Annotated in this window: 21 protein-coding genes, 1 tRNA gene and 1 pseudogene; 4 read left to right on the forward strand and 19 right to left on the reverse strand. The window is 40.8% G+C overall.

Annotated features, from left to right (window positions below):
- Nucleotides 1-253: 253 nt before the first annotated feature.
- From FSB73_RS02785 to FSB73_RS02820, 9 genes and pseudogenes are all read right to left on the reverse strand, one after another.
- On the reverse strand, nucleotides 254-1,159 hold the full coding sequence (locus FSB73_RS02785; RefSeq protein ID WP_225974415.1) for a tetratricopeptide repeat protein: 906 nt from the start codon (nucleotides 1,157-1,159) through the stop codon (nucleotides 254-256).
- Nucleotides 1,160-1,180: 21 nt separating this feature from the next.
- Nucleotides 1,181-1,470: pseudogene (locus FSB73_RS02790) on the reverse strand (HU family DNA-binding protein).
- A 171-nt stretch (nucleotides 1,471-1,641) separates the two neighbouring features.
- Nucleotides 1,642-2,214 (reverse strand): DUF4296 domain-containing protein, encoded by a 573-nt coding sequence (locus FSB73_RS02795; RefSeq protein ID WP_158639385.1) that lies wholly within the window; start codon nucleotides 2,212-2,214, stop codon nucleotides 1,642-1,644.
- Between the two features lie 144 nt (nucleotides 2,215-2,358).
- Entirely contained in the window at nucleotides 2,359-3,369 is a 1,011-nt protein-coding gene (gene porD, locus FSB73_RS02800; RefSeq protein WP_158639386.1) for a type IX secretion system protein PorD, read from the reverse strand.
- Between the two features lie 123 nt (nucleotides 3,370-3,492).
- Complete coding sequence (locus FSB73_RS23875; protein WP_225974416.1) at nucleotides 3,493-3,651, reverse strand: hypothetical protein; 159 nt, start codon at nucleotides 3,649-3,651, stop codon at nucleotides 3,493-3,495.
- Nucleotides 3,645-4,694, reverse strand: a complete 1,050-nt coding sequence (gene coaBC / locus FSB73_RS02805; protein ID WP_225974417.1) for a bifunctional phosphopantothenoylcysteine decarboxylase/phosphopantothenate--cysteine ligase CoaBC — start codon at nucleotides 4,692-4,694, stop codon at nucleotides 3,645-3,647. Before coaBC ends, FSB73_RS23875 begins: the two co-directional genes overlap by 7 nt.
- 152 nt (nucleotides 4,695-4,846) lie before the next feature.
- Nucleotides 4,847-5,188: a DNA-directed RNA polymerase subunit omega gene (locus FSB73_RS02810; RefSeq protein ID WP_146780033.1), complete on the reverse strand. Its 342-nt coding sequence runs from the start codon at nucleotides 5,186-5,188 to the stop codon at nucleotides 4,847-4,849.
- Nucleotides 5,163-5,855 (reverse strand): outer membrane protein assembly factor BamD, encoded by a 693-nt coding sequence (locus FSB73_RS02815; RefSeq protein ID WP_146780034.1) that lies wholly within the window; start codon nucleotides 5,853-5,855, stop codon nucleotides 5,163-5,165. Before FSB73_RS02815 ends, FSB73_RS02810 begins: the two co-directional genes overlap by 26 nt.
- Nucleotides 5,750-5,995, reverse strand: a complete 246-nt coding sequence (locus tag FSB73_RS02820; protein WP_146780035.1) for an outer membrane protein assembly factor BamD — start codon at nucleotides 5,993-5,995, stop codon at nucleotides 5,750-5,752. Before FSB73_RS02820 ends, FSB73_RS02815 begins: the two co-directional genes overlap by 106 nt.
- A gap of 258 nt (nucleotides 5,996-6,253) precedes the next feature.
- Here FSB73_RS02820 and FSB73_RS02825 point away from each other — a divergent pair, with 258 nt between their 5' ends.
- Nucleotides 6,254-6,880 carry a LolA family protein gene (locus FSB73_RS02825; protein WP_146780036.1) on the forward strand — a complete coding sequence of 209 codons (627 nt, stop codon included), beginning with the start codon at nucleotides 6,254-6,256 and terminating at the stop codon, nucleotides 6,878-6,880.
- A gap of 257 nt (nucleotides 6,881-7,137) precedes the next feature.
- On the opposite strand, the gene FSB73_RS02830 is transcribed toward FSB73_RS02825, so the two are convergent.
- The 3 genes from FSB73_RS02830 to FSB73_RS02840 all read right to left on the reverse strand — a co-directional run bounded on the left by FSB73_RS02830 (nucleotide 7,138) and on the right by FSB73_RS02840 (nucleotide 10,105).
- Entirely contained in the window at nucleotides 7,138-7,497 is a 360-nt protein-coding gene (locus tag FSB73_RS02830; protein WP_146780037.1) for a phage holin family protein, read from the reverse strand.
- A 31-nt stretch (nucleotides 7,498-7,528) separates the two neighbouring features.
- Nucleotides 7,529-8,788, reverse strand: coding sequence for a M16 family metallopeptidase (locus FSB73_RS02835; RefSeq protein ID WP_146780038.1), 1,260 nt, complete (start codon nucleotides 8,786-8,788; stop codon nucleotides 7,529-7,531).
- A gap of 69 nt (nucleotides 8,789-8,857) precedes the next feature.
- Complete coding sequence (locus FSB73_RS02840; protein WP_146780039.1) at nucleotides 8,858-10,105, reverse strand: M16 family metallopeptidase; 1,248 nt, start codon at nucleotides 10,103-10,105, stop codon at nucleotides 8,858-8,860.
- Between the two features lie 150 nt (nucleotides 10,106-10,255).
- On the opposite strand from FSB73_RS02840, the gene FSB73_RS02845 reads away from it, so the two are divergent.
- A tRNA-Val gene (locus FSB73_RS02845) sits at nucleotides 10,256-10,330 on the forward strand.
- Nucleotides 10,331-10,455: 125 nt separating this feature from the next.
- On the opposite strand, the gene FSB73_RS02850 is transcribed toward FSB73_RS02845, so the two are convergent.
- Nucleotides 10,456-11,400: a helix-turn-helix domain-containing protein gene (locus FSB73_RS02850; protein WP_146780040.1), complete on the reverse strand. Its 945-nt coding sequence runs from the start codon at nucleotides 11,398-11,400 to the stop codon at nucleotides 10,456-10,458.
- Between the two features lie 107 nt (nucleotides 11,401-11,507).
- Between FSB73_RS02850 and FSB73_RS02855 the strand changes: the two genes are divergently transcribed.
- On the forward strand, nucleotides 11,508-12,635 hold the full coding sequence (locus FSB73_RS02855; protein ID WP_146780041.1) for an FAD-dependent monooxygenase: 1,128 nt from the start codon (nucleotides 11,508-11,510) through the stop codon (nucleotides 12,633-12,635).
- Between the two features lie 475 nt (nucleotides 12,636-13,110).
- On the opposite strand, the gene FSB73_RS02860 is transcribed toward FSB73_RS02855, so the two are convergent.
- Nucleotides 13,111-13,299 carry a hypothetical protein gene (locus FSB73_RS02860; protein WP_146780042.1) on the reverse strand — a complete coding sequence of 63 codons (189 nt, stop codon included), beginning with the start codon at nucleotides 13,297-13,299 and terminating at the stop codon, nucleotides 13,111-13,113.
- Nucleotides 13,300-13,502: 203 nt separating this feature from the next.
- On the opposite strand from FSB73_RS02860, the gene FSB73_RS02865 reads away from it, so the two are divergent.
- Nucleotides 13,503-15,029, forward strand: coding sequence for a SulP family inorganic anion transporter (locus FSB73_RS02865; protein ID WP_146780043.1), 1,527 nt, complete (start codon nucleotides 13,503-13,505; stop codon nucleotides 15,027-15,029).
- 23 nt (nucleotides 15,030-15,052) lie between these two features.
- Here FSB73_RS02865 and FSB73_RS02870 read toward each other — a convergent pair whose 3' ends face one another.
- The 5 genes from FSB73_RS02870 to FSB73_RS23880 all read right to left on the reverse strand — a co-directional run bounded on the left by FSB73_RS02870 (nucleotide 15,053) and on the right by FSB73_RS23880 (nucleotide 22,035).
- Nucleotides 15,053-16,090 carry an ABC transporter permease gene (locus FSB73_RS02870; RefSeq protein WP_158639387.1) on the reverse strand — a complete coding sequence of 346 codons (1,038 nt, stop codon included), beginning with the start codon at nucleotides 16,088-16,090 and terminating at the stop codon, nucleotides 15,053-15,055.
- Nucleotides 16,091-16,098: 8 nt separating this feature from the next.
- Nucleotides 16,099-17,466: an ABC transporter permease gene (locus tag FSB73_RS02875; RefSeq protein ID WP_146780045.1), complete on the reverse strand. Its 1,368-nt coding sequence runs from the start codon at nucleotides 17,464-17,466 to the stop codon at nucleotides 16,099-16,101.
- A 193-nt stretch (nucleotides 17,467-17,659) separates the two neighbouring features.
- The gene (locus FSB73_RS02880) at nucleotides 17,660-19,189 is read right to left on the reverse strand and encodes an alpha-L-fucosidase (protein ID WP_146780046.1); all 1,530 of its coding nucleotides are present in this window, start codon (nucleotides 19,187-19,189) and stop codon (nucleotides 17,660-17,662) included.
- Nucleotides 19,190-19,435: 246 nt separating this feature from the next.
- Entirely contained in the window at nucleotides 19,436-21,337 is a 1,902-nt protein-coding gene (locus FSB73_RS02885) for a RagB/SusD family nutrient uptake outer membrane protein (protein WP_146780047.1), read from the reverse strand.
- 47 nt (nucleotides 21,338-21,384) lie between these two features.
- A complete protein-coding gene (locus FSB73_RS23880; RefSeq protein WP_225974418.1) occupies nucleotides 21,385-22,035 on the reverse strand; it encodes a SusC/RagA family TonB-linked outer membrane protein in 651 nt (216 codons plus the stop codon).
- Nucleotides 22,036-22,124: the final 89 nt, after the last annotated feature.

A 22,124-nucleotide genomic window follows, 5' to 3' on the forward strand; every position in this document is an offset into this window, starting at 1 on the left:
GCAATTTATTATATTTGGGAAAGGAATAAAAGCTGCAGGAAGGTAAAGGTGTTGTACTTTTCTGGTAAGTCAAGTAAACCTTTTATAGGCTATCAATGCCAGGTGGTTATCCTGGCATTAATAGTATATAAAGTCTACATCAAAAAAGGAAATAAATTCCAAAGCGCTTGCTTTGAACTATTTCTTCTTATGACGGTTCTTTCTTAATCTCTTTTTGCGTTTGTGCGTCGCTATTTTATGACGTTTTCTTTTTTTACCACAAGGCATAGTTGTAAATGAATTTTATAGTTATAAAAAAATATTTATGATTGCTGTTGCAATGCTTCAATTCTTTGTTGAATCTCTTTTTGGCCTCGGGCACCTCAATCATGTCCTTAGCTTTTTGATACCATTTAACGGCGTTGGCCTTATCTCCTTCCCTGTCATATACATCTGCCAGGTTAAAGATCGCTTCAAGATTACCCGGTTGGTGCTGTATGACGATTAGAAACCGTTCAATTGCTTTATCATACTGTCCTGTTTTGACAGCGCCCAAAGCCAGCATCATCTGTGCATATAAATTGTCCGGATGTTCCTCAGCCACCTTTCGGACTTTTAAGATCTGTTCCATTGGGTTACCAGAAAGATTACCAAACATGTAGCATCCGCCCAGACCAACAATAGCAGAATCATTTTTAGGATTTATCTCCAATGCCTTTTCAAATAACTCTTTCGCGTTGGTTGCCATCCAGGTTTGCATGGGCTGACTTTGCTCTACAAATACGTAAGACAACAACTTTCGGGCTGCAAAGGTAAGATTTTGTTCTGAATTTTCCAATTTTGCTGCTTCCCCTAAATAAAAGGAGCTTAAAGGCATATTACCCACTGTATCTCCCCAGAAATGAGAGAGTTGGCTAAATTGTTTGATTTTCAGATCTTTTACGTCTCCTCTATCCACATTATTTTCCAAGGTGGTAATACGGGTTTGTTCGGCAGGCGGCAACTTAGACTTGGCCGCTGATAAAACATCATGGGTGGTCAGTGTGGGCACTTCTGCGCCTACACCCGGACCACCCATGCCAGCCGTACTACTTTTTGGAGGGATTGTATTTCCGAAGAAATAAATCAAAATAATAATGATCAAACCACTTCCTATAAGTATTAACTGCTGTTTTTTCACACTTTAAAAATTTGTGCGAAGTTAGTTCGTTTTAAGCTTCTCCTTGACATCATTAACGAATTCTTTTGAAGGCTTAAACGCCGGAATATAATGTTCCGGAATTTCTACCGCAACATTCTTTTTGATGTTGCGTCCGATTTTGCTGCCCTTTTCTTGGCAATAAAACTACCAAAACCCCTAATGAAAATGTTGTTGCCTTCGGCCAGATTTTCCTTAACTTCTTTAAGGAAACCTTCGATGGTAACCAGTACATCAACCTTTGGGATGCCGGTTTTTTCGGAAATGTTGTTAACCAGATCTGACTTTCTCATTTTTTAGCATTTTAAGATGAAGATTCGGAGATAAAGTTAAACAAATCCTATATACAAACCAAAGAAAATGAACAAATTAAATCTTCATTTATAAAAATTAATTCACACTCGGAGATTTCTTTAGTAATTTCAAGCAAATTATTGCGTATTAAAATTTAATACACCTAATAATTATAGTTTTTTCGGCAATTTTTTAACTTTTTCAACTGGAATCGCACTTGGCTCTTTAACAGTCGGATTTACAGGCTTTTTGAGCATTTTTTTTGTACTATCAACCTGCAATTTTAATGATTTTGGCCGAATGGCTGGTTTTGTTACAGAATCATGCGGCATAAAACGTTTTTTTTGAAGGGAATCCTCCAAACGGTTACCATAACTGCGCGTTGAATCCAGTAATGTTTTTAAATCATCTGGGTGGGCTTCATAAAAAGCCATACTCCTGAAATACAAAGAGTCATCAACGTTATGCGCTTTTAATACTCGGTGAATTTCCAAGGTAATGCTGTCTCTTATATGGAGTTTAGTTATGGAGGAGGTGTCCATCTGTTTGACGGCTGTAGCGACCATGACATCAAATAATACAGGTTTGATTTGTTCTGGTGTCATAATATCCTTAGGGTACTTGCTTTTACATCCCATGGCACCTACCAGTAAAATAATGCTCAGCAAATAAATAATTTGCTTAAGCTGATGCGCTTGCTTATAAGCAGGCGTAATCCGGGTCTGTCGGAAAAATCGTTTCATGTAAGGATATTGATCTTTAGTAGATGTTATCATAATTTGTGTGGCAGGTTATTAACGGCTGCTGTTCTCGCCTATCAAATAGTCTACACCTACCATACCAAGGTAGTACGCTTAAACTATTTGAATCTGGCCTAATATCTTTTGTCAATTTTTTAATGCTTCATTGAATTTAGTTCCCCCATTGGCATTCAACTCTGTAAGTAATGGGAGTGCCTCGTTTTTAATATCTGGTGGCGCTTCTTTGAAGATACCCACTAGTTCATCAGTTCTGCTTTCCATAAAGAATTGTTCAATCATGGAATTTGGATGCTGGGTATTGAATTTTTGTAGCGCTTTCAGGGCGTTTAAGATATTACTTCGGGCTGTTTTCGGGTCACTGTACATACTATCCAGCCCACTGCGAAAATAAGTATAGAAGACCTGATGGATGTCCTGCATATTGGCTGCCGTAAGGTTATTGGCTAAATAATACCGGTTACGTTGCCCGTCAAAAGATTGCCAACCCCTGATATTACTGGCCTTTGGAGCGGCCAGAACGATGTTTTGTGCATTTTTGAAAAAAGGCTGCCCTTTGCCCAGTTCAAAAGAATCATAATCAAGTCCCAGGATAATATTAATATAATAGGCAATGGTAGCCGTCAGATTAGCCGCCAACGGCTCTGTGCCAGCCACCTGTGATGCATTGAACTCCAATCTTTGATAGGGTCTGTATTTAAAGGTAAACTGTGCATCCTGATAATTAACCAGTACAGATTGGTAGACTGTGTTATAAACGGGTCTTGCAGCCTGAACGGTCAACCTTGCCTCATACACATCCTGTGCAGCAATACTGGTAAGGGCAATGGAAAAATTACAGTTAATTTTTTCTTCTGGCTGAAACTGATCGGTTGTCCACTTGCGTTGATTGATAAAATCGGTCAATTGTTTTTCCAGATTACTGACCAGCGAGGCGTCAATGGTGGTCCCAAGCTGAGGCGCGACCACGGTCACCTTCGCATTGAGTTCCTGACAGGCTCCTTTAGCTACATTAATTAATAATATCACCAGGCAAAACATTGTGCGCAAAATAAAGCAACCCAGGCCTCTAACCCGGCGAATACATCCGCCCTGCACTTTTATGCAACCAGGCTTTTTATGTACATATGCTAGGTTCATTGCTTTCATTTGTTGAATCTGTATAAATTTCAATCGTTCTGCAAATTATTGTGCCATCCTCAGCAGGTCGTAATAATTAAACGCCTTTGCGCCACATTTATTTTTTGACAGGTCTTACCCCTGCTACCCTTCCCGCAACACGGTGGTATGGATTATAAATTCGGCGATTTGCTGTTTGCTGGCCAGGGTACTCTCGCTGATCTGTCCATTACTGGATAGAATACTTACTTTATTGGTGTCATATCCAAAGCCTGCACCGGGTTCCTGCATGGAATTCAACACGATAAAATCTGCATGCTTTTCAAGGAGTTTTTACGGGCATTGTCGATCGCCTGATCGGTTTCAAGGGCAAACCCAATTAATAATTTGCCTTGCTTACTTTCACCCAGGGTCTTTAATATATCTTTAGTTTTAACAAGGGCAAGGTTAAAATCCGCCTCCTTCTTTTTGATCTTTTTATCTTCAACGACGCTTGGTGTATAGTCTGCCACAGCAGCTGCCAGCACGGCAATATCTACCCGGTCAAAAGCTTTTAGGGTCGCCTCATACATATCAGCAGCGGTCGTAACGGGTATTTTTTCAATGCCGGGAAATACAGGCATTTTACTGCCAGGGCCATAGATAAAACAAACTTCTGCGCCTTTATTGTAAAATGCATCCGCCAGGGCAGCCCCCATCTTACCGGTTGAGTGGTTGGCAATAAAACGTACCGGATCCAAAGGTTCATGGGTGGGGCCAGCGGTAATCAATACCCTTTTTCCCTTTAATATATCTTCACGAAGTGTTGACTCAATGGCTACAAGTAACGCTTCGGGTTCTGCCATTCTTCCCTCTCCAATAAGACCACTGGCCAGTTCTCCGGAATTTACATTTAAAACCTGGTGCCCGTAACTTTTAATTTTTTCAATATTGGCTCTTGTGGCTGGATGGTGCCACATATCTGCATCCATTGCAGGTGCTGCGAGTACTGGACAGGTGGCAGAGAGGTAGACGGCCATGAGTAGATTATCGCATAAGCCTGCCGCCATCTTGGCCAGGCTATTGCAACTAAGTGGTGCCATAACCATAAGGTCTGCCCAGCGGCCCAGGGCAACATGATTACTCCAGCTATCCCCCGTGGCCAGATCTCTAAATACCGCATTTTTAGAAAGCGTACTAAGTACCAAGGGAGAAACGAAATTCGTTGCATTTTCGGTCATTACAATTTTCACCTCCGCACCAGCTTTCACCAGAAGTCGGGTCAGGATGATCATTTTATAAGCAGCAATGCTGCCGGTAATGCCCAGTAAAACTTTTTTTCCTTTTAATTGCATTGCAGTTGCCACGTCCTTTTAGATTTTTTAAAATAACTAAAGATACTGTAGTTCAGCGACTTTCGACGCCTTTTTTGCCTTGACTGTTTTACGCACGAAATGCCACAGGGACAAGTCCGAGTGGCATTTTGTAATTATTTTCCCCACCATTGGGCTAAATACGATTATTCAAACAAATCGGCATCGCTGTCCCGGTAGTACACCTTGTCTGCCATAAACTCTTCAGTGGCTAAAATGGCAGGATTGGGCATACGCTCGTAGGCCTTGGAAATCTCAATTTGTTCTTTGTTTTCATGGATTTCTTCCAGGCTGTCCGTATGGCTGGCAAATTCATCTAATTTAGAATGCAGCTCTTCACGGATACCGATATTGATCTGTCCTGCTCTGCGGGCGATAATGGCAATAGATCTGTACAGATTGCCTGTTTTACCCTTTATTGCGACTAAACTTCTGGTTTCAATGACGTTAGGAATACTAGGACTAACTTGTCTTCTGAGTTTGCTCATGTTGAAGTTTTTTAAATTTTGCTAATTGCTGTTCGGCTTCCGCTTTCATTTGCGTTGCCTTCTCTTTATATTGACTATCCGGGAACTGACCTAAAAAATTAGTGCAGTCCTCGACTGTTTGTGCATATCTTTCCTGTTGTGATTGCGGGACACTTACCTTGGCATACTCATAACTGGATTTTGCGATCATAAACATATACTGATCCGCCTTCCCTGATGCGGGATAATCACTTAAAAGTAAATCAAAATACAAATGAGAAGCCTTAAAATACCCTAAATCATAATATAACTGAGCAGAAAGATACTCTTTTAATTCCAGTTTCTCATTGCATTTTTTGATTAAAGCCTCTGCTTCCGCTGTTTTTTCAGACTTTGGATAGTTGTTCACAAAGGCTTTAAGTAAACCCAATGCCTTATTGGTCGATGTTTGATCCAGTTCTGCTTTAGGAGAACTGAGGTACAGACAATATGCCTGCATATAATCAGCATTAGGCACCAAAGAACTATTGGGAAATGTTTCTATAAAGGTCTGAAAGGCCATGGAGGCATTCTCGTAATCTTTCAGATAATAGGCACTATAGGCGAATTTATAAAAAGCATCTTCATAACGGGGGTACCTCTCAGGTAAGGAAAAAGATCCTGAAACAACTCCTCGGCATGGGCATATTTCTTATTCTCGTAATATTCGTTGGCCTTTTTTATGCGAAGTTCATTGTCCTTGCTATTCAAAATTTTGGAATATTTTGAAGCGCAGGAGGAAACCAGCAAAATCAGACCCACCAGGGAAAATTGGAAGATTCTCTTCATAAAGAGTGCAAAATTACATTTATTCGGCAATATATAAAGGAATATTTTCTACCCTCAGAATCATTAGTTAATTAAAGATTAAAAACCAGGCTATCAAAGTAGTTTGGTATTGATTTTTCCTTTAATATTTCGATACCAAAGGGTTCATTAAACATAGGAGCTGCTTTGTTGTCCAAAATGAAATAATTACTTGTAATTTTGCAGCCTGTAATAAAACAGGCAGGTTTAAATAAATTAGATTAAATTAAATTCAATTATATGATTAAGAAGATGATGACCGCAGCATTTGTTTCTATTGCCTTGATTGGCAGTAGCTTCGCGCAGAGTTCTGCCAGTGCTGTATTGCAGAAAGTAAGCAATACCTTAAAAGCCTCTAAGGGTGCCACCGCTAACTTTACCTATTCCACGATGGATAAAAATCAGCACAAATTAGGTACAATTAACGGTTCCATTGCCTTGAAGGGAAATAAATATTATATCAAACAAGGGGATAATGAGATCTTTTCCAATGGGCAAAAAACCTGGAATTTTAACGGTAGTGATGAAGTAACCGTAAGCCCGGTAGATAATAATAGTGGTACCTTAAATCCTCAAAAATTGCTTTCCGGTAATTTTGTTGAGAAAGATCTTACCTCTAAAATGGTATCTTCCAAGGGTAGTTTCTATGTGATTGACCTGACGCCGGTTGATGCCAGGAAGAACTTCAAAAAGGTCACGGTTTATGTCAATAAGGCTAAAAACATGATTACCAAAGCCACGGTACTTGAAAAAGGCGGCAATACGGTTTCCTTTAATATGACCAATATTAATACAAATGCCAGCCTGCCGGACAGTAAATTTGTCTTTAATCCGGCGGCGCATCCGGGTGTCGAAGTGATAAATTAAAATTCAAATAGATTTTAAGCTTAAAAGCACGGTCCAAAAAGGATAGATTTCCTTTATGGACCGTGCTTTTTAATGCAATGTATTTTTATATACCGTTATAAATTAAGTTCTGCTGCTCTTTTTTGCATTACTGAAATTGAGTCTGGCAGCGCTGCCAGTATCAATTACAGCTCCGTTGTTTTATTTGCTTGCTTGCTTCCTTACTTGCACCTGCTTGCTTAATTGCACCTGCTTGCTTAATTGCGCATAATTTGCTATTATTTATCTTTTCCTACCTTACCGATCAAACTTTCAATCAGCCAGGTAACCAGCGATAATACGATGCTAAACCAAAAGGCTGCCCACCAGGTGGTCACTACAAAATGAGACGGACCCAATATCATGGCCGCCCATTTAATAATGAGGGTATTGATAATCAATAGAAATATACCCAAAGTCAGAATTGTAATGGGAATGGTAAGGATCACCAGTAAAGGCTTGATAAAGGTGTTCAGCAGTGCCAGCACTGCTACCAAGAGTATTGCAGAAAATCCACCATATAATGTGACACCCGGCAACAGATTAGCGGCAATAATAGCTGCCAGTGCCGTTACCAGTAGTTTACCGATTATGCGCATAAAAGTGCTTTTGGTTTATACCATGAATGTACTAAAAAACCGTCAATTGGTAAAACTTAGATTCATCCATGTATTTTTCTGCGAGCGCTTTCAGCGCTGCAGGCTGAATAGTTTTTACCACTTCCATGTGCTTGTCAAAATGATCGGCAGACAAATCATGCAAAATATAGCTTTTCCAACGATTAATAATCTGAAACGGCCCGTCGAGTGTTCCTAAAACGCTGCCTATCACATAGTTCTTCACTAATTGCAGTTCTTCTTTGTCAACCAGCTCCGTTTTTAACAAAGTGGACTCTTTCCAGACTTCTTTAATGGTCTCGCCGCAGACATCCCTGCCAGCCTCTGTAGAAACTACCCATGCACTCTCATGGATATGATTTTGCAAATAGGAATGAATACCATAGGTATATCCTTTGTCTTCTCTGATATTACTCATTAACCTAGAACCAAAATAACCGCCAAAAACAGTATTGAGTACCATTAGTCCTGACCAGTCCGGACTTTTACGACCTGGCATGAGTCTTTCCAGGCGAATAGCGCCTTGTACACTACTATCATCATTGATGACGGTGTGAAGTTTTTCCTGATCCGGATCATGGCTGTAATCAATACTACTTAAAGTAGAATCCGCCTGATTAAAAGGCAGGTTTCCAAGGCTGTCATTTAATAGTGTAAATATATCTTTAGGTAATTTGCCTGCTACAAATATTTTTAACCTGCCATGGGTGTAAAAACCTTTATAAAAGTCTAGTAAATCCTGCCTGTTTAAGGCTATCAAATCCTCTTTGTGTGTGTATTTACCATAAGGGTGCCTGGGACCATAAGCATAGGCATCTATGAGTCTTCCCGCTACAAACTCGCCTTTTTTGAGGTTCATTTGTAAGCGCTGCAAACTGTTTTGCTTATAAATATCTAATTCCTGCTGCGGGAACTGACTTTCAGTCAGTAATTCAACGAGTAAGGGTAACAAATTAGGTAACTGGCGACTAAGGCAGCTTAAAGTCAGGCTGCTGTATTCTGTACTACACTGGGTATTTAAATAAGCACCATAAAAGTCTACTGTTTCTGCGATCTCAAAAGCCGATTTATCTTGCGTGCCGTTTTTAATAAGCGTATTTACAGCGGCGGCAACCTGTGCTTTTGCTTCAAAGGCAGCGCCGGCCTCGAAAAGTAGTTCTAAAGACATGACTTCTTCCTGACCGGCATCTATACTATAAACGGGTGTATGGTTTTTAAGTTCTTGTACAGCAATCGGTTTTAAATGGAGATCAAAATCAACCGGATCTGTTATATGGGTATTTCTTTTCTATTTAACATGGATAATTGTCGTTTTTAAATGGTTCACTTTTGTCGCGTGTGACTAGCTTTGACTTATTTTGCCCTTGTACTGCAAAATATTACAGTTGCCTTCCCTAAATATCTCATTAGCAACTTGTTGGATATCAGCTGCTGTTACGCTTTGATAACGAGCCAGTTCCGTATTAATCAGGCTCGCATCTCCAAGTAGTTCATAAAAGGCCAGACTATTGGCTCTATTAAGCACGCTCATATCTTCAAAAGCAATCATGCTTTCTGTTTTATTGATCACTGCCTGGAGTTCGCGCTCACTAACGGGCTCATCCATTATCTTTTTTATTTCTTCCCGGACGGCTTGCTCAGCTTGCTGCATCGTTACACCACTGACCAGTTTGCCATCAATCACCACAAGTCCTGGATCCAGTGTACCTAAATGATAACAGGCAATCCCCGAAAAGAGCTGTCTTTCCTTGACTAATTTCTGGTGGAGTCTGCTGGACGCACTCCCACCCAAAATATCTGTCATTAAATCTGTCGGAAAATACTTGGGATCCAACCGGTCACACATATGCCAGGCCATATATAGCGCGTCAATAGGCACATCAGCGCTCACTTCAAGATAGCGATCCTTCGTTTGTCTGGGTTCTTTGGGTAAATCTCTTGTATATGGCTCGCCGCTTTCTATTGGACCAAACCATTTTTCTGCCAGGCGTTTTACTTCTTCTAACTGGACATTACCTGCCACGACCAATATGGCATTTTGAGGCCGATAATGTTTAAAGAAAAACTGTTTTACATCGGCCAAGGTAGCATCTTCAACGTGTTTGAGCTCCTTTCCAATGGTCATCCAACGGTAAGGATGGGTACTGTAGGCTAATTCTCTGAGTTTATGCCAAACGTCACCATAGGGTTTATTGATATAGTGCTCTTTGAATTCCTCTGACACAACCTTACGTTGCACTTCCAGGGATTTCTCGGAAAAAGCCAAACTAAGCATTCGGTCACTCTCCAACCAGAAGGCTGTTTCCAGATTCTGCGCCGGAAGCTGCAAATAATAATTAGTGAGGTCATTGGTTGTATAGGCATTATTCTCCCCTCCTGCCAGCTGCAGCGGTTCATCGTAATCAGCAATATTAATACTACCTCCAAACATCAGATGCTCAAAAAGATGGGCAAATCCAGTTTTCCCCGGATCTTCATCCCTGGCCCCGGCATCATACATAATATTAACGACGGCCATGGGCGTGGTATCATCTGGATGAACCAGTACGCGCAGGCCATTTTCTAAAACGAACTTAGTATATTGTATCATAATTTGTCTGCTATCAAAAGACGGTAAAGGTAAAAAGAAATTGCCGACTGTTTCAAGAGAGTTTTGGACCAGGAAAAAAAATTAAAAAATCTTTGAAAAAAAGTTTGGTGATAAAAATTGTCGACCTATATTTGCACTCCGATAACGGAAGGGAGTTTAGCTCAGTTGGTTTAGAGCATCTGCCTTACAAGCAGAGGGTCGGGGGTTCGAGCCCCTCAACTCCCACAAAAAACAAAAAAACAAAAGGGATCCGATTTTGGATCCCTTTTGTTTTTTACCTAATCTTTATGCTTTATTTTGCCGGACATTTTAGGGTAGGTCAAGGCAAGAAGCATGATCAACACAAATGATTAATTAAATTCGCTACTGTATCTTTTTGGTTTATTGCCAATATGCTTTTCAAATACTCTGGTGAAATGGCTTAGGTTTTCAAAGCCCATTTGATAGCCTACCTGGGATACCGATAATTTTTCTTCCCGCAAAAGCCTGGCGGCTTCTTTCATTCTTATGTGCTGATAATAATCGTAAATACCCTTTCCAAAAACCTGTTTAAAAATCCTACGCATTTTTAATTCATTCATTCCGGCAATTTTGATTAGCTCAGCAATAGTACTGGGTTTGCTCAATGAAAAAATAATCTGGTCCCGTACTTTATAAATGGCATTTATGTCATTTTCGCTAAGCTTTTCATGTACTGATTGCGTTCGTTTGCGCAAACTCTTAAACAAATGATAAAGCAGTTCCATTGATTTAAGCCTGTAGTGATAACTTTTTAAAGTGCTTGGTTCATCCTGTCTAACGATTTCATTTACCGTTCGCAGGATATCATCCGTCATAATTTCTTCAATTAAAAAATTATGACTTTGGTCAAACAAAAACTGAAAATACTTAACCTCCTCATTTAAAAATTGCTTTAAATAACCCATACTAATCGCTACCGAAAGATGAGTTGCCTGTGTATCTTTGGTCATTTTTATTTTTTGTGTGATAGCAATGGGGAATATACGCACAAAGGGCGCTTCCTTTGATTGTGTACTGCTATTTTTCCCAGTGCTTTTTGTAGCATCCTCAAAAAAGTTATAAAAGTGAAAGCTAATACCATCCTCGATTCCGTTGACAGTCGCTGTTTGTCTTATAAATGTTTTTTTCACTATAAAAGACCCGAAATGCAACATCAGTTCGGGTAAAAAATCATAGGACTTCAAAAACTTGATTTCAAAGTTTTGAATATCACTTCCGATGATCTTTTCAAACCTTGTTCCATATTCAGTATCCGGAGTAGTTCCCTTTTTCATAATTTTTACGACTATTTTTAGTAGTTATATAGCTATTTTATTTGAAAAGTTACAAATAATTTTGCATTGTCAATAACAATAATTACAACAATAACAATCTTATAGTGATGAAAAAACATATATTAATTTCAGGAGCAAGTTTTGCGGGATTAACACTAGCCTATTGGCTAAACAAATTCGGGGGTGACCAATTGAAAATAACCATTGTTGAAATTGGAAAGGAATTGCGAAAAGGAGGTTCGCCAATTGATGTACGCGGTCAGGCCTTAAACGTGGTCAAAGATATGGGCATCTATGAAAAAATAAAGGCCAAAGAATTTATCCATGATACAGAAATCGTCAATGCAAAAAACGAAACCTTGGTTAATTTCTCCATCAACAACTTTGAGCAGTATCGTGGCGACATTGAGATTAATCGCTTTGATTTGGTGGAGATACTTTACCAAGCCACCTCAGATAATCAGGTTGAGTTTCTGTTTGGCAATAGTATTAAAACGCTTACACAGCATACGCAGCATGTTGCTGTAACTTTTGAAAATGGCGCGCAAGGAGATTTTGATTTAGTGTTTGGAGCAGATGGCACGCATTCTATTGTTAGAAAATTGGCTTTTGGAGATGAAAAACATTTCAGCAAATTTTTCGGAGTGTATTTTGCATTTGCCGAGGCCAATAACATACCTACTGACAGAGCCAAAGACACCGGAATTGTCTATCGGGAAGTCGGCAAACAAGCGGTGCTTTACCAGTTTCACCATAGCGTGAATGCCCTGTTGATGTTCCTTTCTCCAAAACTGAATTGGGATTACCGAAATCAAGCGCAACACAAGCAAATACTGAAAGCAGCTTTTGGTAAGGATACGAACTGGAAAATCCCTGAAATACTGGAGGCCTTACTGCATTCAGACAGCTTATTTTTTGATGAAGTGTGTCAAATTCATATGCCGACCTGGACAAAAGAAAGGGTCGCATTAATTGGAGACGCTGCATATGCACCAAGCTTTTTTACGGGAATGGGCACCACCCTGGCAATATTGGGGGCGAAAAATGTGGCAGATGCGCTTGTCGCTTCAAAAGGAGATTACCATGCAGCCTTTGCTAGTTACAATCAAACATTTAGACCTTTTACTGAAAGTATCCAGGCGCGACTTGCCCAAGGCCTAAAGGTTCAATTACCTGAAAATGAACAGGAATTACAGGCATCCATTGAATTTTTTAAACAAAGAGCCAAAGGATAACATCCAAAATATTCAGCATTTAATTAAAATAGGCATATAGTTATACTGCCCCTATGTTTTCCGGGTCTGGCCTTTAGATGAAAACTTGTTACATTTTCATGAAATTTTCATGAAAATATAATTAACTTTGAAGGATCCTTAGCCATCATCCTTAGTCCTATAAAAAATTGGCCCCTATGGATATAGGGGCCGCAACCAAAACTAACTGCTTATGAGATTATATTAAGTACAAAGCCTGTGCCAAAAGGCCAATTCGATTACTAAATTTATATTTATTACAGTTTTTTTTAAAAAATGTGACATTATAAGCAAAAAGCACTTACCATATAAACCAAAACAATCATATAAAAGTGAGCAATGTTTAAAAGCTGACTATTTAACCACCATTTTTTAATTGCATGCTCTTTTTAAGGGACCCTGCGATCCATGGATCGCGGCAGCGGCAGTGCATAAACGTTCTGGAACTACCGTCATCTTAATATCGTTCAGACTGTTTGGCTTTTTTATACCTATTGCCAAAGACAATACCAAGTAATACAACAACCGTAATGACCCATAGTATGCTTTTCCAAGGCTGGCCAATCTTTTCTCCCCAAAAAGCCAATACCAACAAAAACAGCGCGATAACAATTTTTCCTATTAGAATAAGCGTCCTCTTTTGCATGGTTTTATTTTTTAAATTTGTTTATACCTACCAAAGTTCTCTGGCAAATGATCAAAACCTTTCATAAAAATACTGATAATGAAGCAGTCTGGCAAAAATTACGTATTTAATATTTTAACGATAGGCAAATAGGGGCAAAAACTTACCTTTGCACACATTTTTTAATCCTGGAACAGTTTATTGACTGACCACTGCGTATTTATATGATCTCCTCCACATTTAAGGCAATTCGTGACATTGATTTAAAAACAGAAATTCTGGCAGGGATGACAGTCGCCATGACTATGATTCCAGAATCTCTCTCTTTTGCAATTTTGGCAGGCCTGGCTCCCCTGATTGGACTATATGCTGCTTTTATGATGGGACTAATTACCGCCATATTCGGCGGAAGGCCTGGAATGGTTTCCGGAGGAGCCGGATCTACAGTGGTTGTGCTTATCGCACTTGTAGCCACTCATGGACCGCAATATCTGTTTGCCGCCATTATCCTGGGTGGCATATTCCAGGCTTTAGTCGGTATTTTCAAGTTAGGTAAATTTGTAAGATTGATTCCTCAACCGGTGATGTATGGCTTTTTAAACGGACTGGCCATCATTATTTTTATGGCACAGGTAGAGCAGTTCAAAGTTTCCCTAGATGGCGTCTCGTCCTGGCTTACCGGTACGGCGCTTATGGTTATGGCAGCGCTTACTTTACTTACCATACTGATTGTTGTATTTTTCCCTAAACTGACAAAAGCAATTCCCTCATCACTTGCAGCAATTATCATTACAGCCTTACTGGTCTTCATATTTAATATCCACACCAAAAAAGTACTGGATATTGCCGCCGTCAGCGGTAAGTTTCCGCCTTTTCACATTCCAGGCGTCCCTATAAACTGGACTACGCTCAAAACCATACTCCCCTATTCACTACTAATGGCTGGTGTTGGCCTGATAGAAACTTTACTTACCTTAAATATGGTGGATGAAATCACTTGTACAAAAGGCAATGCCAATAAAGAGGCATTAGCTCAGGGAGCAGCCAATCTGGTCAATGGATTTTTTGGCGGTATGGGCGGATGTGCCATGGTGGCACAGACCCTGGTCAACATTGAGGCGGGTGCCAGGACCAGACTATCAGGTATCATCGGTGCGATTACTATCCTTTTGATCATTCTAATAGGCGGGTCTATTATAGAGCAGATTCCCATGGCCGCACTGGTTGGGGTCATGATGATGGTGGCTATAAATACATTTAAATGGGGCAGTCTCAGGATCATACGTAAAATGCCAAAATCGGACATTTTTGTGGGGATGCTGGTAGCAGCCATAACCGTCGTCCTGCAAAATCTGGCGCTGGCCGTCGTAATTGGTGTTGTCATAGCAGCTTTGGCCTTTGCCTGGGACAATGCCAAAAGGATCCGGGCCAGAAAGTCCATAGATAGTGAGGGTAATAAAGTTTATGAGATATATGGCCCTTTATTTTTTGGCAGTACCACCGCCTTTTTGGAAAAATTCAATGTGTCACAGGATCCTGAGCGGATTATTATCGATTTTAAAGCCTCCCGCGTGGCAGATATGTCCGCCATAGATGCCCTGAAAAATATTACAGAAAAATACAAAGGGGCAGGCAAACAGGTTGTCCTTCGACATCTCAGCCAGGATTGCCGCAAAATCCTGGCGGACGCTGCAGGTTTTATTGAAGTTGACATCCTCAGTGACCCAACTTATGCCGTCATGCCTAATTAGTTAATTAGTTACTCGCGCATTTTCTACTCCGTTTTAAGGCTCTTGACCGGATTTTTTGAGGCAGCCTGCAAAGCTTTAAAGCCTATAATCAGCCAGGTAATAAGCATCATAAACAAAATAACGATGACAAATACCCAAGGGCCTATGGTTATTTTATAAGCAAAATAGGTCAACCATCTGTGCATCATCCAGGATCCTACCGGCAAGGCAATAAGTGTTGCCAATAATACCAATAGTACAAAATCCCGGCTGATAAGCTCTATAATATCTTTTTTGGAGGCACCCATCACCTTTCTGATGCCTATCTCTTTTGTTTTCACTTCAGCTGTATAAGTTGCCAGTCCAAAAAGCCCCATGCCAGAAATAAGCACGGCTACAAGTGAAAAAATATTCAACAGGGACAATGACCTGCTAAAGCTATCGTAAGCACTGTTGAAGTTTTTATCCAGAAAATCATATTTAAAAGGTAGTTCACCAGCGTACTGCTTAAATATCGCCTCCGTACTGGAAATCGCAGGTTGCAAAGCGGCCTTTTTCGCCCGCACATACAGCACACTGCCGTGCTTCCCATTGGCACCCGGCCTGCTATAAATAACAATTGGGGCAATTTTTTCTTTCAGGTTTTGAAAATTAAAATCACGAACTACGCCGATAACAGTTCCTTTCCTGCCCTGATAAATAACCTGCTGTCCAATCGGGTGCTGAAGATTTAAAACCCGAACTGCCGTCTGATTTAACAGAAAACCACTTGAATCTGCCGGCGTTCCGCTAAAACCAGCCCCTTGAGTGAGCTTCATCTGCATAGCGGATAAAAACCCAGGGGCAATCTCCAAATCATTAAAGAGCAAGTCAATATCTGATCTGCCCGGTATCCCAAACCCGCCACTGCTTCTGGTTACTTCATTGATATTTTGATTTGCAGTACTGACCGCTGCAATAGCACTATTTTGTTGTAAAGCTGCAATGACCGCATCACTGTGGTTTTCCATGGCGGCAGGCATTTGCACGGTAAAGACCAGCGAGCGGTTATAACCGACATCCTTTGTTTTAATATAGTGCATTTGCCTGATCATAATGGCAGCACCAAAACGATGACCACAGAAATGGCAAATTGAATAACAACCAGCACACGTCTGGAGATAAACTTAGCAGGCCTGCCCTTGCTTTGCTGTCCACTCATAAATGCTAGCGGTCGAAAATTAGAAAGTAAAAGCGCCGGATAAACGCCAGAGGCCAAATAAGCGCCCAACAACACCAAAACAACCTTTGTCATAAAAGAAGCACCTAACAGATTCCAGGAAAACACATGTCCTGTGAGCCTGCAATAAAGGGGCATAAATAAAGTCACCAGCACTGCTGCCGCTAGAATGGCAATAAATAATATCAAAGCAGTCTCCATCAAGAACTGTCCCATTAATACTTTCCTGTCTGCACCCAGTATTTTTTTGATGCCCACTTCCTTTAATCTCACCAGTGCTCTGGCAGTAGAGAGGTTCACATAATTGATACAGGCAATCAGTATAATAAGTAGGCCAATCCAACCAAAAGCGTCCACCAAATGCAACATGGACTTACCACCGTATTCATCTACCAGGTGCATGGTTTTTAAGGATTGTAAAACAAACAGATTGCCACTCACATCTGGACCACCCAGGGCTAAATACTTCTTGGTAATCTGATTCTCAATTTGTTTAATATTACTTCCAGGCAAGATGCGTACATAAACCCCATAATCAAAACTGCCGTATTCGTCATCAATGGTATGAACGGCCTGGGCATTATTGGTAGATTTATCTGTAGATCGCTGATAAGGTCCTGCAATAAAGGTCAAAGGCAAAAAGATATCCATATGTGGCAAAGAGCTGTTGGAAGGCATATCCTTAGCAATCCCGGAAACAACAAAATGATCCTTATCATGCAAGGTAATGACTTTGCCTATTGGATCTACTCTGCCAAATAGCTTTCGCGCCATACTGGCGGAGAGCACCACTTGATTACTGCTTGCTAGGACCGTAGTCGGATCGCCTTTTAATAAAGGCAGCGCGAATAAACTAAAAAAATCTGTGTCAACAAAGCGGGTCGTTGATCCGATATCATAAATGGTCTTACCCTGATAGACTACTTTACTGGCCCCATAATCTGGTCCGATCCTGACACAAGCTGCTACCTGCTTATTTTGCAAAGCAATTTTTCTAAGCGGGGCAGGGGAAGATATCCAGATGGTATTATTACCGTCAGAAGTAGTATAAGCGTTATTCACTCTGTAAATCTGACTGACATGTGGATTAAACTGATCAAAACTCCTTTCATATTTTACCCAAATAAAAATAAAAACGGCAGTAGCGATGGCAACGCCCAACCCGATGATATGTAGTAAACTGTAATATCTGGCAGCTCTAATACTTCTCCACGCTGATTTTATATTATAAAGGATCATTTTTACTTTTTTAGCGCAACCTCTAAGAACATGCCAGCCAAGATTCAACCTAATTATCAATGAATTACACCAGTTCTCAAACCAAGCCAGGTGTTCGTTTTTGGAACACTTCGCTCAAAAACGAACACCTGGACAGATCAACGGATGGATAAATTAATCACCCAAAAAACAACTTCCCTCTTATAGGCTAAAATTAAGGCTTTGAGACTTTCAACACAAGGGCATATTTAATGGTAGCGGCTCCTTTTTGTTTGATCTGGAGGCTTGCTGTTTTTTCATCCAATTTTGTTTTCCAGCCAGGCTGGCCCAGAACTGTAATTTTACTTTTCGCTGACAAAAGCCCTGCAGGAAGCTGGATACTAGTTGGCACTGTCAGATCGCCAGCCGTATTTTTATCATCTGTCAGGATAAAGATATAGGTTGCCTTTCCATCTTCTGATTGGGTAAATACCAGATTATCCTTAGCATAAGGGGCAATCGGCTTGGAATTATAAATGGCACTGCTATTAATTTTCATCCAACTGCCAATTTCTTTTAAACGGGCGTACGCGGTGTCACTCCAGTCGCCTTTTGGAGAAGGGCCGATGTTTAATAGAAAATTGCCACCTCTGGAAACAATACGGATCAATAGATGAATCAGCGTATTGGTGGGTTTATAATGATCTCCAGGTACATAGCTCCAGGAGTTACCCATGGTAATACAGCTCTCCCAGGGATGGTCCAAGGGTTTATCAGGCACCTGCTGTTCAGGTGTCTGGTAGTTTTCATAGGGTCCCCCAACGGCTCTGTCTACTACAATCAGGCCTGGCTGATTTTTTCTGGCCATGGCAGCTATTTTGGGCATATCGATATCCTGATTGAAAATATGCTGTTCCTTTTGCTCTTTTTCACTATAAGGCCGAACCCAGCCTCCATCCAGCCAGAGGATATCCATCTGGCCATAACCAGTCATTAATTCCTGAATCTGGTTATAAGTGAACTGTTTAAACTTGTTCCATACATCCGGATACTTAGCCGGGTCATAATTAACATTGCGGTCTTTGGGTGGAAAATAAGGCCACCAATAATAAGGTACGTGCCAGTCTGGTTTTGAAAAGTACGCTCCGATCATAAATCCTTGTTTTCTAAAACTGCTAAAAACTTCTTTAGCAATATTTGCCTTTGGATTGCTTGAAAAAGGCGTCTTTGAAGAAGTAACCTTATAATCCGTTTGTTTGGTATCAAACATGCAAAATCCGTCGTGATGCTTGGTGGTAAAGACAACGTATTTCATGCCGGCAGCTTTAGCAGCACTGGCCCATTTATCCGGGTTAAAATCAACCGGATTAAAAGTGGTTTGCAGATGCTCATACGCTTTTTTATAGGTAAAATAATCATCCGCATATTTACCGGTGCGCTTTGTCCAGCCCTCATCCTCAGGACAGAGTGACCAACTTTCTACAATACCCCATTCACTATAGGTACCCCAATGCATGAGAAGTCCAAATTTCTCCCCCTGCCAGTGATGCAGCTTTTGTAACACCAACGTATCCGTTGGCCATACATAGTTATTATGCGTTTCCTGTGCCAGCCCGGAAATTGGATTTATCCCCAGCCAAAAGGCAGTTGTCAATACAAAAACAAATAAGGTTAAGCGCTCGTTACAGCGCCTCAGTTGATAATTTCTTTTTGTCTTTTGGCAATTTTGTGGGTTGCGTAGTACCCTGCTTAGTTTCAGGTTCATGGTGGTCATTGAATTGAATTCGTTATTACTTGTCAGTCACTCTTGATAAAATTAAGCTTTTCACCGCAATTGAAAAAGGTTTTTTACGCCTTTCAGACAACCTTCTAAAGCCCTACCCAGACGACCTCTTAGACTACAATCAATAAAAAGGCAGTCAAACTGCCTTTTATTCAATTGCAATTTGACTGCCGCTTTTTGTTAAGTGACTTTAGTTACGCACTTGTAAATCTGCCAGGTTTCCTTCAGCTAATCAGAATATCCGGGGTTTTGACCCAAGAGCTGATTTTTATTGACCTCATCTCTGCTAAATGGCCTGAAATACATTTTATTTACCCAGGTTCTGTTTTCATGCCCATTGTCAGTATAAGGTGTATAGGTATAATCATAAATGTTCTCATCGTGATGATAAGGCGCACTCATAGTCTTACCGGATTTAAACTTTCCTGTTATTTTAATAAAAGTAAGTTTTCTACCCAGAGTAGATGGGGCGATCATCCACCTTCTGCAATCATGATAGCGATGCTCTTCATAAGCCAATTCGATGCGTCTTTCATTACGATACTCGTTCATTAAATCAACACCTGTTGCCGTAACCTTAGGCATACCTGCCCGATAGCGGATACGGTCCAGCCAAAGCGTAGCTGTAGCTTCATCGCCTGTTTCCAGACAGCATTCAATGTAATTCAGCACCGCTTCCGAATATCTGAAAAAGGGCCAAGGGATAAACTGCTTGTCATTTGCATCAATAACATTGGGATCCGGATCAATGAACTTACGCATATAATAACCTGTTCTGGAACCATTCCAATCCTCAATTGAACTACTTCTGGTATCCAGTCCGCTTTGCGTAATTTTCTCCCCTTTGTTGTTTAATAAATCGTAACTACCTGTTTGGATTTCATTTGCCGGATCAACATCCCCTGAGATCTTACTGCGTGGTTTCCAAGATGCCCCATCATATAAAATGGTTGCATAAAGGCGCGGATCCCGGTTGTCATAAGGGTGCTCTTTTTCTTTGGCTATTGACCAATCAAATTTACTGCCGTCTGCCATCTCATAATCATCTACCAGCAATCCAATAGGCGTATTCCCAGACCAGTTATGGTAACCATTAGGTCCATTATATTTACCTATATATTCGCCGCCTTCATCCTTGGCAGCCACAAAATAACGGGCAAACAATAATTCTGAAGCCGCAGCAGCATCTACACCGGCAGCCTTGCTGCCACCGCCCATCGCAATAGAGATATAGTTCGCAGTCCCTTCAGCAGCGCTCACAGGTTTAGTCAAATTCAGCTTATAGCCCCCGCCACCTTTGTTTACAACTTCCAGGGCAGCCGCTTTTGCTTTTTCCCAACGCTCCTTTTGTGAGCCGCTGGTATAAGCTAGTTGATCTATTTTAAAATTAGGGTCATTATCATCAAAATCAGACAGCGCCTCAAGATTAGCGGCTACATGCAAATCACTGGCCGCATATAAAAGAATTCTTGATTTTAAGGCCAGCGCCGCAATGTAAGAAGCTTGTCCAGGAGACATTGTCTTATCCTCTAATAATAAAGCTGCACTGTCGCAATCTTTCACGATAAAATCAACACAGTCCTCAAAACTACTACGGGCAATGGCAAAACTATCGTTGAGCGCATAATCTTTGGTAATAAGCGGCACGCCACCATAATAACGCACTAATTGATGATAGTAATAAGCCCTTAGAAAATAAGCCTGTCCACGAAGCGTGGCATTGGTAGCTGCATCTGTAATAGCAGTGGTGGGACTCCCCAGGTTCTCTATAGCCAGATTACAGGCACGGATACGCTGATACATACTGGCATAGGCATAAGTCCCGGAAACCCATCCAAGACTCGTCGGGCTAAGACTACCTTCATTGATGGTATTAATATTACGGCCAGTATGCGTAAAGACCGCCTCATCCGACAAAGAGGCCAGCATCTGCTCATCAAAACCGCCGTTACCCAGTCCATTATAGATTTCTGTAACAAAGGCAGAGGCCAGGGCAGGGTCTTTCCAGACCTGATCTGCAGGAACAGCATCCAATGGTTGCTGGTTTAGAAAATCCTTGTTACAGCTGGCTATACTCAACAGCCCACCAGCCATCACAAAAGGGAGAATATATTTAAATAACTTTTTCATAATATTGATTTTTAAAGTACTGCATTGCATTTATGAATCTCAAACCATTAGAACTGAACACTCAGCCCAAAATTGATAATCTTTGCCTGTGGGTAATACTGCCCATTGGTCGAAGTGGATTCCGGATCCCAAATCTTGATTTTATCCCAGGTAATCAGGTTCAAAGCATTGACAAAGAACCTAAGTCTGGAAATACCTGCCTTGGTTAAAAGGTCTGCTGGCAGGGTATAACCAAGTTCCATATTTTTGAGTCTTACATAATTATTGCTACGCAGCCAATAGGTGTTATTGCCGGCAACAGCCATATCTGCATAATAAGTATTGTTACGATTGGCTAGTCTTGGATCGGTTGAACTTTGATTATCCACCGTCCATTGATGATCGTAAGACCATTTGGTGAAGTTGCCGATATCCCCGGATTCTGTCAGACCGATATATTGAAGACCACCAAATGCACCTTGGAATAAGACAGAAAAATCAAATCCTTTATAATCCAGGTTCAGATTAAATCCTGTTGTAAAAGAAGGCGAATTGGTCTTATCCATTCTTACCTGATCATCTCCGGTAATCTTCCCATCGCCATTGATATCTTTAAATTTCATATCACCTGGCCGGATCTGGCCGGTTATATCACTATAGTCGATTTTATTGGCATCCACCTCAGCTTGACTGGCAAAGACCCCGTCATATTCATACACTAAAAAGCTATTGACGGGCGCACCTGTAGATTTTTGATAATCGGGCGCACCGGGGGTTTCATCCCAAAAAACAATCTTGTTTTTAGCAT

The sequence above is a fragment of the Arachidicoccus ginsenosidivorans genome, assembly GCF_007971385.1.
Classification (GTDB): Bacteria; Bacteroidota; Bacteroidia; order Chitinophagales; family Chitinophagaceae; genus Arachidicoccus; species Arachidicoccus ginsenosidivorans.

Excerpts from the sequence above, each read along its gene's own strand:
- FSB73_RS02795 (WP_158639385.1), bottom strand. The coding sequence starts at position 2,214 with ATGAAACGATTTTTCCGACAGACCCGGATTACGCCTGCTTATAAGCAA.
- porD (WP_158639386.1), bottom strand. The coding sequence starts at position 3,369 with ATGAACCTAGCATATGTACATAAAAAGCCTGGTTGCATAAAAGTGCAG.
- FSB73_RS02810 (WP_146780033.1), bottom strand. The coding sequence starts at position 5,188 with ATGAGCAAACTCAGAAGACAAGTTAGTCCTAGTATTCCTAACGTCATT.
- FSB73_RS02820 (WP_146780035.1), bottom strand. The coding sequence starts at position 5,995 with ATGAAGAGAATCTTCCAATTTTCCCTGGTGGGTCTGATTTTGCTGGTT.
- FSB73_RS02825 (WP_146780036.1), top strand. The coding sequence starts at position 6,254 with ATGATTAAGAAGATGATGACCGCAGCATTTGTTTCTATTGCCTTGATT.
- FSB73_RS02830 (WP_146780037.1), bottom strand. The coding sequence starts at position 7,497 with ATGCGCATAATCGGTAAACTACTGGTAACGGCACTGGCAGCTATTATT.
- FSB73_RS02840 (WP_146780039.1), bottom strand. The coding sequence starts at position 10,105 with ATGATACAATATACTAAGTTCGTTTTAGAAAATGGCCTGCGCGTACTG.
- FSB73_RS02850 (WP_146780040.1), bottom strand. The coding sequence starts at position 11,400 with ATGAAAAAGGGAACTACTCCGGATACTGAATATGGAACAAGGTTTGAA.
- FSB73_RS02855 (WP_146780041.1), top strand. The coding sequence starts at position 11,508 with ATGAAAAAACATATATTAATTTCAGGAGCAAGTTTTGCGGGATTAACA.
- FSB73_RS02860 (WP_146780042.1), bottom strand. The coding sequence starts at position 13,299 with ATGCAAAAGAGGACGCTTATTCTAATAGGAAAAATTGTTATCGCGCTG.
- FSB73_RS02865 (WP_146780043.1), top strand. The coding sequence starts at position 13,503 with ATGATCTCCTCCACATTTAAGGCAATTCGTGACATTGATTTAAAAACA.
- FSB73_RS02870 (WP_158639387.1), bottom strand. The coding sequence starts at position 16,090 with ATGCACTATATTAAAACAAAGGATGTCGGTTATAACCGCTCGCTGGTC.
- FSB73_RS02875 (WP_146780045.1), bottom strand. The coding sequence starts at position 17,466 with ATGATCCTTTATAATATAAAATCAGCGTGGAGAAGTATTAGAGCTGCC.
- FSB73_RS02880 (WP_146780046.1), bottom strand. The coding sequence starts at position 19,189 with ATGAACCTGAAACTAAGCAGGGTACTACGCAACCCACAAAATTGCCAA.
- FSB73_RS02885 (WP_146780047.1), bottom strand. The coding sequence starts at position 21,337 with ATGAAAAAGTTATTTAAATATATTCTCCCTTTTGTGATGGCTGGTGGG.